Here is a 14,099-nt window from a genome sequence, read left to right as displayed (position 1 = left end):
TTTTATGTTAAATAGTTTTGAAATTTTTACCCACAGATATTATCCAAAGTGATGTGTCATCGGTTATTCCATCTAACTGTGAAATTTTTTTCTCTAAAATTACTTTTAAGATTTCAATATCTTGAAGTTTCCAAAAGCCATCAGATGCAATGATATAGGTATAATTATTTTCAAGATCAAATGAGTTAAAGCTCATAGGTTTTAATCTTTTTGTATTAAAAGATTTAGTGACAATATTATTATCAGAAGATGACTTGAGAATAGGCTCAATATCTTTGAGTCCTATTTCTGTATGTAAACTCATTGTTAAATTATGAGGATATGTAATCCAATAAATTTTTTTACTGTTGTCAAATTTTCCTAGCCTACAATCACCTAAATGAGCAGAGTAGACTTTTTTAGAACTAAAAATCGTCATACAAAGACTCATTGCAGCTGGAATTAATTTTCCTCTGTTTTCTATAAAAAAATTTAAAATTAAATCATTAAAAAAAGACTGAATATTTTGTTCATCATCATCTAATTTTGAAAAAATATCTTTTAAAGAAGCTATGTAAGTTTGAAATTTTTTAACTAAAATATTGCTATTTGGGCAACTACTATGACCGTCTAAAACATAAAAAAATTGAAGATTTGTATTCTCGGTCAGCTTACCTATCGCATCACTACCAAATTTACCAGGTAATACAATATTATGAGTAAGGGGATAAGAATATATTAATATGCTTTCGGCCATTGTTTTTTTATCGCTTGAATTACTTGTAGTGCTCTTTCTTTTGAGCCAAATCTACACTGATCTTCCATTATGATTTCAAAATCAGATAGTTTAGTTATTTCATCAAACTGTACTGATAAGTAATCTCTTAATTTTGGTGAGGCATTATAAATTTCTTCAACCAATGAAGATCTTCCTAAGCAAATAGTTATAATATCTTCTAAGTCTTTACTACAGAACGGATCTTCACCACGACCATTAAAAGCTTCAAATTTTGTTGCTAAAAAATATTCTGGTTTCAGTGTGTTAATGACTTTATTATTTTCTAGTTTATATGTCACCCTATTTTCAAAGGCTTCGTTATACCAATAATTTGAAAATCCTAAAATTTTTTCATCAGTAGGCATAAAATCTACAATTAGATCCTCTCCTAGCTGATAACGACAAGTAACATCCTGCTCAAATGGGTCAGGACTTTGATAGTTTTTAAATCCTAATTTTCTAACTTTCTCATCTAATTCATACCATTGTGTTGTAGTCCTAATATCTACGATTAGATCCACATCTTTTGTATACCTTGTTACTAAAGCTAAATTATCTGGATCTAAAAATAAACTGGTAGTACAACCACCAATAAAAACCATATCTTTTATTAGATTATCACTAAGAGCATTAACTACGATTTCGAGCATTTTTATTTGAGTTAAAGCATTATTCATAGTAAATACTCACGTAATAGATTTTCAGCAATTTTCTTTTCTCTTGGAGAGCCTATCCTAAATACATCAATCAAAGAGAAAATTTCGTATAAAAAATTATCCTCTAATGATGCATAAGGTACAGATTTATGTAATGGTTGGACAGATAATCCAGAAATTGAGCGATAGCTTTGAGCAGGCCAGACATAGGGCAAGGAAGAGCTGTAAGATAAATACTCTGAAAGTTTCTTATTATTAAAAACAGTAGGTATCCCTATATCAACAGAGCTAACTTCTGTGTGGAAAAAATATTGAAAGCTGTAAAGGATTAATTCCAGTAAAGCTTTTCTATTAGTTTTCCAAGTCATTTCTTCTAAATTTAATCTCTTCAACGGATAAGAAGAACTTACAATTAATAGGCCTACTTTTATTAAGCGTTTGAGGCATTCAGAAACCTCACTTTTACTAATGACTATAGATTCGGATAATCCTCTAACTGATAAAGAATCATAGAACGCCCTTAATTCAATAAATTCATCCAATTCAGCTTCATTCAAATCATCAAAATCCACCTTTGGGTTAGAGTAAAAATTATCTAATTTAATATATTGTTTTTCAATGGAAATAAGCTTTACGAGTACAAGGATATCTTGCGATTTAATCATAAAAAACTCAATTGTCCTTAATCCTTGGACAGGATTTATTATTGATCAATAGATTATACACTATGCAAGAATTTTTACTATATATCTTATAATTTACAATATTATCAATTATATATACTGATTCTTATTAGCTAGAAATGAAAAAACCCCGACATCTTGTCGGAGTTTTTTCGTATTGGGCTATTAAGCATGACTCCTGTCTTGCTTCACGATCCTAGTGTGTTTATTTCTTATTGTTATCTGGAACATCCTGTTCTCAATGAGTTCATGATAGAAAATTGAACTGAGTGTGGCTATTAGTGAATTTCCTGAATGGTTGTACGCCAGAACGTACATGGACATATCTTCAAATTATCCCAATATTTGTCCGCAGCAAATGGGGTTAATTTCACAAATGAAGGCCTTTAGAAATCAAGAAAAGGTGCGATTTTGACCATTTTTCAATCAATTTTATTGGCGGAAACTATCAAAACTACTTAAAAAAAAGCCGACTTATGTCTAAGTCAGCTTTTTACTATTTTTTAGGGTGGTATAAATTTTTAAGCTATTGATTTAATTAAAACAATTAAGGTTTATTTCGGATAACGCCCATTATGTTAAATGTGGGGATTTTTATTGCATAAAGTACTAAGAGTTCTTTACTTTGTAATTGATGAACTCTAATACTAATTCAGGAAATGAGGATTCCACTAGTTGTTGAGTTTTATAGATAGTTGGCCAGAGTATATCTCCTTTCTCGCCTTGAGTAATAGAAACCCAAATAGTAGGAAAATATCTTACCAACATACTCATAGTGAACGATGCAATATATAACAGTCCAATTTCACACACATGTTTATTGGATGGTAAAGGAGGTGAAAAATGAAGATGAGGTATACTTCCAAACATCTTATTAAGATTAGTATGTGTAAAAGTCAGATGTGCTTCTTGAAAGATATCACTAGTAGCTGATATGACTTTCGAATCTTCTGAAATCGTATAATTATACTTAAGTAGTTCTGAAGCTAAGTTATTATCTACCTCAGAGTAAGTATTGATTTTTAATCCTTCGCTTATAGTGAATGAGATAGCACTAATTGGAAAATTTAGAGGTGAATGATTGGCAGTTAATAAATCAGAACGTATATCTGCTAACCTTTTTAAAATGTCCCCAAATGTTAATTCATATTTGTCATTGATGGGATAAGTAATGTGCCAATTAGGATCACTCCCATTTGTATGTATACAAGACGTATTTTCAATTGCAGTTATTAAGTCACAGAATAGTCCAGAGCTTGAGGAAATTTTTAAGTCTAATAAGGAACTAAGATTCTGTTCCATATTACCTGAAAAAGTATCTCTCCAAGCTTCCGTAGTTAATCCATGTCCCATACTAAGAGTTTCTTCACCACCACTCCTTTTTAACAATAAAATCAATGATCTGCTTAAGCTTGCTATTCCGTAAAAAGTCAATAATGGCTTTACAGTGTAGTTCGAATTGTAAGCATTTCTAAAATATTCTCTAGCTTGTTTTGCGGCATTAGTAATTGCAATAGTTCTTTGTGCATTAAGAGTTCTAGAGTGAATTTTTGTATATAAGTTTGAAACAGAATCTCGACTTTCTAGGATAAGCAACTCTTGCCAAATTTTAGAATCCACATTTACCTCTTAAAATATAAATAATTTTATTGACTACAAGTATATGTTAATAAAAGCAGCTTTTAATTTTTCTAAAATTAACATAATACGCCTTATACGAAATTATTAAAATTTTAGTCAAAACCGTTCTAGGATTCAGCGCACGGGAACGGTTTTTATGATTTTTAACACCCTACGACTTAGTTTAACCAACTCAATAATTTGATTAAATTATAAAAAAAGGAAGCCATCGCTTCCTTTTTTCAATTCAATATAGACTTAGATACCGTATTTTTCACGATAAGCTTGCATGTTTGCTAGCGCTTCTGTTTCGCCTTTCGCTTCTAAATAATCCATTAAATCTTTCATGGTAATCAGTGCATGCACAGGAATTTCTAATTCTTTTTGAACTTCTTGAATTGCAGAAAGCTCACCTTGACCACGTTCTTGACGATCTAATGCCACCAAAACACCCGCAATAGTTGCGCCAGCGTTTTTCAAAATCGTTACAACTTCACGAATCGCTGTACCTGCGGTAATTACGTCGTCAATAATCCAGACTTTTTTACCTTCAACCGCAGCACCGACTAAAACACCGCCTTCACCATGATCTTTCGCTTCTTTACGGTTAAAGCCCCATGGCACACTTTTGTTATGGACTTGCGACAAAGCAACAGCAGTCGCCGCTACAAATGGAATACCTTTATAAGCTGGTCCAAAAATCACATCAACATTTTCACATTGTGTTAATTTATCAGCATAGCCTTGCGCTAAAAGAGATAAAGCTTCACCATCGTTGAGTAGGCCTGCATTAAAAAAATAAGGACTCACGCGTCCAGATTTTAAAGTAAACTCACCAAATTTAAGCACACCGCGTGATAATGCGAGTTCGATAAATGCTTGCGGGTGAAATGACACAGGCGTTGTCATGAGGTGCTCCAAATTCACAATTGAGGTTAAATTTTCGCATGATACCAAAGGATCAGTATCCAAGTGATGTAAAAATTCTTCGAGTCGTTTCCATTAACGTAAATGGCTTACGTTCTTCAGTAACGAAAGGCTTACTTGAATGGTTAGAACAATCAGATGCCGATGTCGTATGCATGCAGGAAAGCCGCATTACCCATGAACAATGGACTGAAAAATTCAGACCCGAAGGATGGCATACCCATCTCTTTCCAGCAGAGCGTGCAGGTTATGCGGGGACTGCAATATATAGCCGCTTACCCTTTGTCTCTGTTAAAGATGGATTAGGGTTTGAGCTGGCTGACAGTCAAGGCCGCTTTATTTCTGCGGAATTCGATTTAGGTTTGTCACATCCAGTACATATTGCGTCATTATACTTACCTTCGGGCTCAAGTGGTGAAGAAGCGCAAGCACGTAAAGATTTATTTTTAGGTGAATACGCAAAAATCTTGAAACAATGGCGTGATGAAAACAAGTCAGTCATCATTTGTGGTGACTACAACATTGTTCATAAACGTATTGATATCAAAAACTGGTCTGGTAACCAGAAATCTTCTGGTTGTTTACCACATGAACGTGCGTGGCTTGACCATATTTATGATGAACTTGGCTATGTCGATACTTTCCGTGTAGTTCGCACAGAAGCGGAACTTTATTCATGGTGGTCAAATCGCGGTCAAGCGCGTGCAAAAAATGTAGGGTGGCGTATTGATTACCATGCATGCTCGCCAGACTGGAAAGCACGTACAATTAATGCTTGGGTTTATAAAGATCAATGGTTTAGCGACCATGCACCCGTTATTATTGACTATAAAATTCAAGAATAAGTGAACACTCGTTCACTTACATTGTCGTTTTCGCTTACAGCATATGTCGTTTTTGAGTATTTTTCTTACACAGCTTTAACGGCATTATAGCCCCACGGCACAGGGAAGCAGTCAGGATGACGCAAAAGGATAGGACGCCGTAGGAAGATAAAATAAACTTATGATAAGTTTATTTGCAAGGATGTGACATTGGACGTTGAAATGAGACCCGCATGATCAGGATGATTAAATGCGGGTTTTCTCTTTTCTGTCTCTTATTTTGCGCTAAGTTCTTTGTTCTTTTAGTTTTAACTTCTTCTTATTAAGCTCATTATTACCTTGTCTTATGACAATAACATGACATTTCTCTTTCGATTAATCATTAATTTTCATTTGTTTTAAAAGTATCGGTATAAAGTAGTGCTTAAAAGCATTTTGGGTTAGGCTGTGTGCTCTCTCTTTTTGACATGGTCCGATAAAATGTTAAAAATTTATGGAATTAAAAACTGTAACTCAATGAAAAAAGCATTCGATGCCTTACAGGCTAAAGGGCTTAACTATGATTTTCATGATTATAAAAAACAAGGCATTGATGCAGATACTTTAAAAATCTGGTTAAAAGAAATTGGACAAGATACTGTTCTCAACAAAAAAGGCACGACATGGCGCAAGCTTTCAGAAGAAGAACAAAACCGTGCTCTAAGCAGTGAAGATCACCTGATTGAAGCACTTATTGCTCAACCAAGTTTGATTAAAAGACCTGTTTTAAAAACTTCACAGGGTTTTATTGTGGGTTTCGATGAAACCACCTATCAAAATATTCAAGCCTAAAAAAACGAGCCATTTGGCTCGTTTTTTATTAAAACTTTTAGTTCGCGCGAATCCATGTTTGGTTACGACCAAGTGCAGAAACGCCAATATAACCACGTAATTTAAGCTTTTTGCCGCCATCGGTTAACTCACCTTTCAGTTTGTAAGTTTTACCTGATTTTGGGTCTAAAATCGTACCGTTTTCATAACTGTTACCACCTACATTTTTTAAATTATGTACAATGGTGACACCTTTAAGCGGTTTGTTTTTGTACGGACCTTCACATTTTGTACAAGCGTTTTCTTCACCCGGTGTCAAAATGTTCTGAATGGTTGCAGTTAAGGTTCCGTCCTTCTGTTCCGTAAATTTCACTACGGCTTTTGGCTTGTTGGTCTGATCATCAATCGTTTTCCATACCGTTCCATTGAGTGAATCAGCCGCATTGGCAAATGCAGCCATACCAATGAGTCCTAAAGCTAAAGCAATCTTTTTCATTTTTGTAATATCCTTGGGTCTTTCAAGATTTTTAGTATTCAGAAGTCGCAAAGATATTGCAATTTTTGAATGTGACTGTTTCGTGTAACCTTGTAATCTTGCAAAATAAAATTTACAAGAAAACAAGAAACTAGCATAAAAATGGATGCTATATGAATATATCAAATGTTTGGAAATATTATTTTACAGAAACTTTTCTTAAAACAACAATTCGCAAGCCAAGCCAGCTAAATTTGCCGGCTACTGCCTTACGCCCTGTGCTGGATCAGCTGTGTCGTGCTTTCCCACGACAAAAAAATGTATCCGTGCGCCCGATTCGACTAGCAGGTATTAAAGGTGAAGAAATCAAGCCGCAAGATTCTGCGACTCAACTAATTTTTCACATTCACGGCGGTGCTTTTTTCCTTGGTAGTGTCAAAACACATCATGCTTTTATGACGGATTTAGCTGCCCGTACTCAAATGCAGATTATTCATGTGGATTATCCTCTTGCACCAGAGCATCCATACCCTGAGGCAACCGAAGCTCTATACGACATCTATCAGTCTTTGGTGGTACAAGGCATTCAGCCGAAAGATATTATTTTATCAGGTGATTCATGCGGAGCAAATTTAGCGTTAGCACTTTGCTTACGTTTAAAAGAACAACCCGAACTTATGCCAAGTGGCCTGATTTTATTGTCACCTTTTCTAGATTTAACCCTAACCAGTGAGTCTCTTCGGTTTAACAAAAAGCATGATGCTTTATTATCTATTGAAGCCCTACAAACAGGCACTCAGTACTATATAGGCAATCACATCGCAGCCGATGACCCGCGTGTTTCACCTATTTTCGACGATTTGCATGGTCTTCCACCAACTTTGGTTCAAGTGGGCTCTAAAGAAATATTATTAGACGATGCCAAGCGTTTTAGAGAAAAAGCTGAAGATGCTGGTGTTAACGTTCAATTCAAACTTTATACGGGCATGTGGCATAACTTCCAGATGTTTAATGCTTGGTTTGATGAAGCTAAACAAGCATTGGCAGATATTGCTGAATTTGCCCATGAGCTTGATAAAACTTAATTTACTGATGAATGATGTGAATAGTCCCAAAACTTTTCACATCATTTTCTTTATAAAAGACATCATGTATAAATTGAAAATCATGTTATGTTTAAAATATAAATTATTTATACAATCCAATTTTAGGATGGTCTAACAAAGAGGCATCTATATTTAGGAGCCCTTATTTATTATGAAAAATCGTTTAATCACTTATCCCGTAAATAGAATAAAACAGGTGATAATCGATTTCATCCACAATAATCACATCATTAACTGGACGCCATTACAAAAAAGCGCACTGATGCTCACACTTGCCTGTGCAATGAATTTCAGTTGGATTTTATGGAAAGGTTATATTTTAATTACGCCAAGCGTCTGGCAATGGGCGAATCTGCCTTTAGTTGAATCACAAATCTGGCTCAATTTATTTACCTTATTTTTATTAGTCTTTTTGATTATTCCCTGTTACCGCTACAAAAATGATGAATGGGCTCAAAAAGTTATTCCTTTCATTAGCGTGCAGTTCTTTGCACTTATGCTATGTCATGATGGATATTTAATTGGCAGTATCAGCCCTGCCACTATGGTCGGTTATGTAGGTACCATCGGTGTGGGTTTGGTGTTATTTGAACGTAAAATTGTTTATAGCGCTCTTGTACCTGCAACAATTATTTTAACGGTATGTACATATTTAAGTATGACAGGGGTTATCTCATATGCGCCCCTATTTAATTTTACAGCGATGCGTCATGCCCAAACTAATCAGTTTTGGTTAGGTAGTATGGCTTTTTTTATTATGCCTATTTTATTGGCCTGTTTTGTTTTATTTGAAATATTACTCACCCAATGGCGTCAGCGAGAAACTTATATTCAACGTCTAAGCCAAATCGACCCTTTAACCAATGTATTAAATAGACGTAGTTTAAACATGCATTTGGAGTCGCTACACCAACAACAATTTGATTATGCTGTGGTACTTCTTGATATCGATCATTTTAAAAAGATTAATGATATATACGGCCACCATCAAGGTGATCAGGTCTTAATTGAAATTGCTCAATGTCTTTCTGAGAATTTGCGTAGCGAGGATATTATTGGTCGATTTGGTGGAGAAGAATTTATTTTACTACTCCCCCATACAGATATTATTCAAGCAGAAAAAATTGCTGAGCGTTGTCGCCAAGCCTTGCAAGAATTACCTGTTTTTACCGCTCAAAATAATCCTATTCACATTAGTGCGAGTTTTGGAATAAGCAGTTCAGCTTTTGCACAAGATCCTTATCTGGTTATTCGGCAGGCTGACCAAGCACTCTATGCAGTAAAAGCTTCGGGACGTAATCAGGTACGTACATTTCATCAGACAGAAGCTATCGATACCTTATGATTCTTTGAATTTTGCCAAACTCGCAAGTTGCTGCAAAAGCTCTTGCTGACTAAAAGCGCCCGTTAAACGTAAAGCACGAATCTCTTTTTGCTCTGGACTTAAAAATAAATAGGTCGGTGGTCCTAAAATATTCCACTGTTTGAGTAGCGCTTCATGCGACTGATCATAATGGCTCAAATCAAGCTTAATTAAATAATAAGGTGCAAGAGCAGATTGAACCTCTGGTGCTTTTAAAATACGGTGCTCAATTGGCTGGCAGGCAACACACCAATCTGCATATACATCAACCACAATAGCCCGATCAGTAGGCGCTGCCGCTAAAATCTTTTGGAAGTCTGCCGCGCTAGTCGCAACATGCCACTCGGCCATGTGGGCAGAACTTTGCAAAGTTCGATTTTGAATATGTTGATATTGGTTATAGGCTACAAAAGGTGTAACGATTAATAATAAAATCGCGTAGAGCCATTGTAGTTGCCCTTTTTTCCAGAAAAACTGATAAACAGCATAGGCGATAAAAGCAAGGCCTAATACGAGGCTAAGCACTTGCATGCCCAAATCTGGCAGCAAAGGACGAATAAAATAAAGACTTAACCCCAACATCAGAAAAGCAAAAATTACTTTAATCTGATGCATCCAGTCGCCCGCTTTAGGCAAGAATTTTGCCCCTAAAATACTTGCGAGTAACAGTGGAATTCCCATTCCAAAGCCTAGGCAGAATAAAAGCAAAGCACCTTGCCACTGATTTTGCGTTTGAGAAATAAATAATAAAGTTCCAGCGAGAGGTGCGGTCATACAAGGACCCACCAAAAGCGCAGAAACGACACCCATAACCCCAGCGCCGACCAACGTGCCGCCTTGTTGCATTGACTGAATACGGTCAAGTCGGTTTAACCATGTCTGAGGTAAACGAAGCTCAAACAAACCAAATAAGTTCAGAGCAAAAACAATAAACAGCAAACTAAAAGCAATTAAAGTCGCTGGCTGTTGTAACCAGCGCTGGAAATTTAAGCCTGCCGAAGAAGCAATTAAACCCAAGCCTGCATAAACCAATGCCATGCTACACACAAAAGTAAGCGCAATGGTCCAAGCCTTTAAACCTTTATGTTCGCGAATAATCAGTGAAGTTAAAATAGGAAGCATCGGTAAAGAACATGGCGTAAATGCGAGCAACATGCCTAAACCTAAAAATAATAAAACTCCATACCAAAGCGAGTGTTCAATTAATTTAGCTGACCAGATCTGATCTTGTGCAATTTGAGGTGTAGTTGTATCAGCTGCTGTCTCTGTACTCTGCTCTTTTTCTAAAGATTCTGAACCCGAGGAAGTGTCGGATTGTGTATTCGCTAAATCTAGTAATCGTTTTGGCGCTGTTCCTGCTTGGTTTTGCACACCCACCAAGCCATCTGCATCGGTTTGAAACTCAATGGTTTGAGGTGGATAACAAATACGGTCTTTGGCACAGCCCTGCCAAGTCACACTATAGTGCTCTGAAGGCTTAGTCTTAATTTGGAAATTAACTTGATGGTAGTAAACCTGACTTTGCCCATAATTTTCATCATATTGGGCAACCGCTTTAGGTAACTTTAAAGTTAAAGGTTGAGTACCTTGTTGTACGGAAAATTTATGCTGATAAAGATAATAATTTGGCTGAATCTGCCAAGACAAACTCGCAGTATGCGGCTCAGAAGATTCAACCGAAAATGAAAAAGCTTGTTCGGGTGAGAGTAGCTTATCTTGCGCAGAAACCAACTGGCTAAACACACAAATAGCAAATGCTAGAAAATAAAGAATTCCCTGATGAATAAGCTTTTTCATTAACATAAATTTAAATTGCTTCGATTAAAACAAGAATGCCACGCCTAAGCCACCGTTATAGCTCTTGTCTTGACCCTCTAAATCAACCCCGATACTTGCATCGAGCTGAGTACGATCATTTACGGCGTAGACTAAACCTGTCCCTAAACCATATTCGTAGTCTTGGCTTTCAGCTTTACGGTAAATGAACTCAGAATAACCTGACAGCTTACCTGCGATTTTATAATCAATCGTTGGAATTGCAGTTACTGCCCAGTTACTATTTTGTACTTCGTAGCGCATGGTAATTGATGTGCCTACTAAGTCATTATATTTATAAGCGACTGCTGAACTTAGGCTATAAATATCGTCATGTGCAGTAAATTCATCATTTCCAGTGGCAATGATCGCTTCAGCTAACACAGCCATTGATAAATTTTCATCGTTTAGATCAATTGCTTTTTTCAAACCGATGCTGACATCACCAAAGCCTGAAGTGTCATGTTTTTTACCAGCACGTTTAGTTTGAGTCCATGCTGGACCTTGCCATCCTAATTGTAACTCCAAACCATCAGCTAAACCGGTACGGAATAACATATCTTCATTTACAGTTACGGTCTTTTCTTTGACGCCATCAACCGTTGACTCTGTATAAGTTGCACTTGGCAAACCTTGTTCCCAAGCCAATTTACCAACCGGAGTAATCCCTGTTCCAATACCAGCACCTGGGCGGTCAAAAGAAAACTCCGCAGCGAAAGTACTTCCAGCAGCAACAGTGGTCAGAGCAAAAGTTAAAATTTGAAATGTTCTCATTCTATTATCCAATCAAGTAGTTAGTTCTTTTGACATTTTTGCCCCATGTTGGCGCAATAATTCTAATGTTTCACGCTCTTCTTGAAGCGCTTCTGACCAATCTATTTCATCAAAGTCGCAATCAAAGAACAACTGACTGATTGAAGATAAAATAGTGAGTCCCTCTTCATCACGTGTATTTGGATCAACTTTTTCATTTAATAAACGTTGAACGGCTGGCGCACATGCCGAGCTTGCTGCATCCCATAAAGGACCATAAAACTCTTCTGCATCCCAAAGGTGTACATTCGCTTTGGCTTGAATCAACGCTTCGAGTATATCGAGGTAAACCTGTAATGATTGTTGTTTTTCTTCTTGTGATAGTGGTGTACCCGCTTCATAAGCTTCTGATACATCTTCCCACCATTTAAAAATTCCATCACAAATGATTGATACAGGTGGTCCTTGTTCCGGATCAATAAAGTTCGGATCAAGTCCTTCAGCAAGTAATTTTTGCACTTGCGCGAGTTCTAATTCTTCTATGGCTTTAATTAAAGCTTGCTGCTGGGTGGTTAACATGACCATCTCTCAAAAATATATTAGGGCTATTATGCCTAATCTCTTCTGAAGATTTTAGAGGTTGATTGCATCGCATTGCAAACCTAATGTTGTGAATAGTTTTATTTTCATTAAATATAAAAAAAAGCCCCGAAGGGCTTTTTAGGATTTTAAATTAAACTTCATCATCAATGAATTCTGGTTGACCACCTCTCGGGTGTTCCTTTTTCTCAAAAGTATGTTCAAGGCTACGTTTTAATTTTTCAATCGCTCCATGAATTGAAGCATCAATATTTCCTGCTTTATGGTGTACTGCAACTGGTTTCAAACCTGAAGGACGTGCTTCAATCATACAGTGGATATCTTTGTCACCACCTTTGTCCCCATTTTCATCACTAAAATGAACCGAGAAATGCGTAATACGTTCGCTATGACGTTGGAATTCTTGAGTAAGTTCTGCACGTACATAAGTAATTAAACGTTCACTGTTATGGATGTTTTTATCTGTGCGGATTTCAATATTCATAAATACCATCCTCTCTTTCTTACTGTGGATCTTTTCTATGCAAAACTTTTTTATGTTGGCATGTTTTAAGCATGCATGAACTGACTTCAATTGTACATTTTGATGGTGTAATGGTTTGTTATCTCCTGACTTAAACGTACTGCTTTTAATTTATTTTGAAGATCTTCATATCTTCAATATCAGTCCATCTATAAAAATATGCAAGCTGATTTTTTAAATTTTTATGAAAAATTGAACAAAAGGAGAGCAATTGTGTCCGAATCTTATCTATCTGGAGCAGAACTTATTGAGCAGATTCAAAAGTCTCCTTATTCACGTGATTTAATCGGTTATCACGGGCAACCGCCACAGGTTAAATGGCCTAACAATGCCAAGGTTGCTGTGCAATTTGTGCTTAATTATGAAGAAGGTGGCGAAAAACATATTGAGCACGGCGATGAGGGCTCAGAACAGTTTTTATCAGAGATTATTGGTGCCGCAAGTTACCCAGCTAAACATATGTCGATGGACTCTATGTACGAATATGGTTCACGTGCTGGATTTTGGCGCATTCATAATGAATTCCAAAAGCGCAAACTTCCAATGACCATTTTCGGAGTTGCAATGGCGCTTGCCCGCAATCCTTATATTGTAGAAGCAATTAAGCAAGCTGACTATGATGTTGTTTCACATGGCTACCGCTGGCTTCACTATCAAGATACTGATATTGAAGTCGAAAAGAAGCATATGGAACAAGCTTTAACTGTTTTAGAAAACTTGTTTGAAAATAAAACTATAGGTTGGTACACCGGACGTGACAGCCCCAATACACGTCAGTTACTCGCAGAGTTTCCACAAATACAATATGACTCTGATTATTATGGCGATGACCTACCTTTTTGGACAACGCTTACCGATACTACAGGTGCATCACGCTCTCATCTGATTATTCCTTATACTTTGGAATGTAACGACATGAAGTTCTGCTCACCAGGCGGATTTAATAGTTCAGAACAGTTTTTTCAATATTTGAAAGATAGTTTCGATGTGCTGTATGCAGAGGGAGAAACTGCACCAAAAATGATGTCGATTGGAATGCATTGCCGCATTTTGGGGCGTCCGGGCCGTTTTAAAGCATTACAAAAATTTCTCGACTATATTCAAATGCATGATCGAGTATGGGTATGTCGTCGACAGGAGATTGCCGAACATTGGTATAAAAATCACATAACTAAATAATTGATTTT

15 protein-coding genes are annotated in these 14,099 nt (G+C 36.4%); 5 read left to right on the top strand and 10 right to left on the bottom strand.

Annotated features, from left to right (window positions below; genetic code table 11):
• Positions 1-7: 7 nt before the first annotated feature.
• From ACYU0V_RS00740 to pyrE, 5 genes are all read right to left on the bottom strand, one after another.
• The gene (locus tag ACYU0V_RS00740; protein WP_461848696.1) at positions 8-736 is read right to left on the bottom strand and encodes a PP2C family serine/threonine-protein phosphatase; all 729 of its coding nucleotides are present in this window, start codon (positions 734-736) and stop codon (positions 8-10) included.
• A complete protein-coding gene (locus ACYU0V_RS00735) occupies positions 718-1,434 on the bottom strand; it encodes a hypothetical protein (protein ID WP_461848694.1) in 717 nt (238 codons plus the stop codon). Before ACYU0V_RS00735 ends, ACYU0V_RS00740 begins: the two co-directional genes overlap by 19 nt.
• Positions 1,431-2,078: a MarR family transcriptional regulator gene (locus ACYU0V_RS00730; RefSeq protein ID WP_461848693.1), complete on the bottom strand. Its 648-nt coding sequence runs from the start codon at positions 2,076-2,078 to the stop codon at positions 1,431-1,433. Before ACYU0V_RS00730 ends, ACYU0V_RS00735 begins: the two co-directional genes overlap by 4 nt.
• 627 nt (positions 2,079-2,705) lie before the next feature.
• Entirely contained in the window at positions 2,706-3,716 is a 1,011-nt protein-coding gene (locus ACYU0V_RS00725) for a YaaC family protein (RefSeq protein WP_461848692.1), read from the bottom strand.
• 258 nt (positions 3,717-3,974) lie between these two features.
• Positions 3,975-4,625: an orotate phosphoribosyltransferase gene (pyrE, locus tag ACYU0V_RS00720; RefSeq protein WP_002121863.1), complete on the bottom strand. Its 651-nt coding sequence runs from the start codon at positions 4,623-4,625 to the stop codon at positions 3,975-3,977.
• Positions 4,626-4,663: 38 nt separating this feature from the next.
• Between pyrE and ACYU0V_RS00715 the strand changes: the two genes are divergently transcribed.
• Together ACYU0V_RS00715 and ACYU0V_RS00710 are read left to right on the top strand one after the other, a co-directional pair.
• Entirely contained in the window at positions 4,664-5,488 is an 825-nt protein-coding gene (locus ACYU0V_RS00715) for an exodeoxyribonuclease III (protein ID WP_002122009.1), read from the top strand.
• A gap of 459 nt (positions 5,489-5,947) precedes the next feature.
• Positions 5,948-6,298, top strand: coding sequence for an arsenate reductase (locus tag ACYU0V_RS00710; RefSeq protein ID WP_060465096.1), 351 nt, complete (start codon positions 5,948-5,950; stop codon positions 6,296-6,298).
• Positions 6,299-6,335: 37 nt separating this feature from the next.
• On the opposite strand, the gene ACYU0V_RS00705 is transcribed toward ACYU0V_RS00710, so the two are convergent.
• The gene (locus ACYU0V_RS00705; protein WP_002121971.1) at positions 6,336-6,773 is read right to left on the bottom strand and encodes a DUF2147 domain-containing protein; all 438 of its coding nucleotides are present in this window, start codon (positions 6,771-6,773) and stop codon (positions 6,336-6,338) included.
• Positions 6,774-6,925: 152 nt separating this feature from the next.
• On the opposite strand from ACYU0V_RS00705, the gene ACYU0V_RS00700 reads away from it, so the two are divergent.
• Together ACYU0V_RS00700 and ACYU0V_RS00695 are read left to right on the top strand one after the other, a co-directional pair.
• Complete coding sequence (locus ACYU0V_RS00700) at positions 6,926-7,837, top strand: alpha/beta hydrolase (protein ID WP_461848688.1); 912 nt, start codon at positions 6,926-6,928, stop codon at positions 7,835-7,837.
• A gap of 172 nt (positions 7,838-8,009) precedes the next feature.
• Positions 8,010-9,203 (top strand): sensor domain-containing diguanylate cyclase, encoded by a 1,194-nt coding sequence (locus ACYU0V_RS00695; protein ID WP_213074151.1) that lies wholly within the window; start codon positions 8,010-8,012, stop codon positions 9,201-9,203.
• Here the strand turns inward: ACYU0V_RS00695 and dsbD are convergent.
• From dsbD to ACYU0V_RS00675, 4 genes are all read right to left on the bottom strand, one after another.
• Entirely contained in the window at positions 9,198-11,024 is a 1,827-nt protein-coding gene (dsbD, locus tag ACYU0V_RS00690) for a protein-disulfide reductase DsbD (RefSeq protein WP_461848686.1), read from the bottom strand. The genes ACYU0V_RS00695 and dsbD overlap by 6 nt on opposite strands.
• Positions 11,025-11,042: 18 nt before the next feature.
• Positions 11,043-11,810 carry a transporter gene (locus ACYU0V_RS00685; protein WP_032057101.1) on the bottom strand — a complete coding sequence of 256 codons (768 nt, stop codon included), beginning with the start codon at positions 11,808-11,810 and terminating at the stop codon, positions 11,043-11,045.
• Between the two features lie 12 nt (positions 11,811-11,822).
• On the bottom strand, positions 11,823-12,368 hold the full coding sequence (locus ACYU0V_RS00680; protein WP_032062527.1) for an ankyrin repeat domain-containing protein: 546 nt from the start codon (positions 12,366-12,368) through the stop codon (positions 11,823-11,825).
• Positions 12,369-12,522: 154 nt separating this feature from the next.
• The gene (locus ACYU0V_RS00675) at positions 12,523-12,873 is read right to left on the bottom strand and encodes an HPF/RaiA family ribosome-associated protein (protein WP_001019316.1); all 351 of its coding nucleotides are present in this window, start codon (positions 12,871-12,873) and stop codon (positions 12,523-12,525) included.
• A gap of 252 nt (positions 12,874-13,125) precedes the next feature.
• On the opposite strand from ACYU0V_RS00675, the gene puuE reads away from it, so the two are divergent.
• Entirely contained in the window at positions 13,126-14,091 is a 966-nt protein-coding gene (puuE, locus tag ACYU0V_RS00670) for an allantoinase PuuE (RefSeq protein ID WP_199964051.1), read from the top strand.
• Positions 14,092-14,099 lie beyond the last annotated feature (8 nt).

It is taken from the genome of Acinetobacter sp. X9 (assembly GCF_054889255.1).
Note: the sequence above shows the minus strand (reverse complement) of the source record. Positions and strands in the feature narration are given on the sequence as shown.

Coding starts and splice junctions, on each gene's coding strand:
- ACYU0V_RS00735 (WP_461848694.1), bottom strand. CDS start 1,434: ATGAATAATGCTTTAACTCAAATAAAAATGCTCGAAATCGTAGTTAAT.
- ACYU0V_RS00695 (WP_213074151.1), top strand. CDS start 8,010: ATGAAAAATCGTTTAATCACTTATCCCGTAAATAGAATAAAACAGGTG.
- ACYU0V_RS00700 (WP_461848688.1), top strand. CDS start 6,926: ATGAATATATCAAATGTTTGGAAATATTATTTTACAGAAACTTTTCTT.
- ACYU0V_RS00705 (WP_002121971.1), bottom strand. CDS start 6,773: ATGAAAAAGATTGCTTTAGCTTTAGGACTCATTGGTATGGCTGCATTT.
- pyrE (WP_002121863.1), bottom strand. CDS start 4,625: ATGACAACGCCTGTGTCATTTCACCCGCAAGCATTTATCGAACTCGCA.
- ACYU0V_RS00730 (WP_461848693.1), bottom strand. CDS start 2,078: ATGATTAAATCGCAAGATATCCTTGTACTCGTAAAGCTTATTTCCATT.
- dsbD (WP_461848686.1), bottom strand. CDS start 11,024: ATGTTAATGAAAAAGCTTATTCATCAGGGAATTCTTTATTTTCTAGCA.
- ACYU0V_RS00680 (WP_032062527.1), bottom strand. CDS start 12,368: ATGTTAACCACCCAGCAGCAAGCTTTAATTAAAGCCATAGAAGAATTA.
- ACYU0V_RS00685 (WP_032057101.1), bottom strand. CDS start 11,810: ATGAGAACATTTCAAATTTTAACTTTTGCTCTGACCACTGTTGCTGCT.
- ACYU0V_RS00715 (WP_002122009.1), top strand. CDS start 4,664: ATGATACCAAAGGATCAGTATCCAAGTGATGTAAAAATTCTTCGAGTC.
- ACYU0V_RS00710 (WP_060465096.1), top strand. CDS start 5,948: ATGTTAAAAATTTATGGAATTAAAAACTGTAACTCAATGAAAAAAGCA.
- ACYU0V_RS00740 (WP_461848696.1), bottom strand. CDS start 736: ATGGCCGAAAGCATATTAATATATTCTTATCCCCTTACTCATAATATT.
- ACYU0V_RS00675 (WP_001019316.1), bottom strand. CDS start 12,873: ATGAATATTGAAATCCGCACAGATAAAAACATCCATAACAGTGAACGT.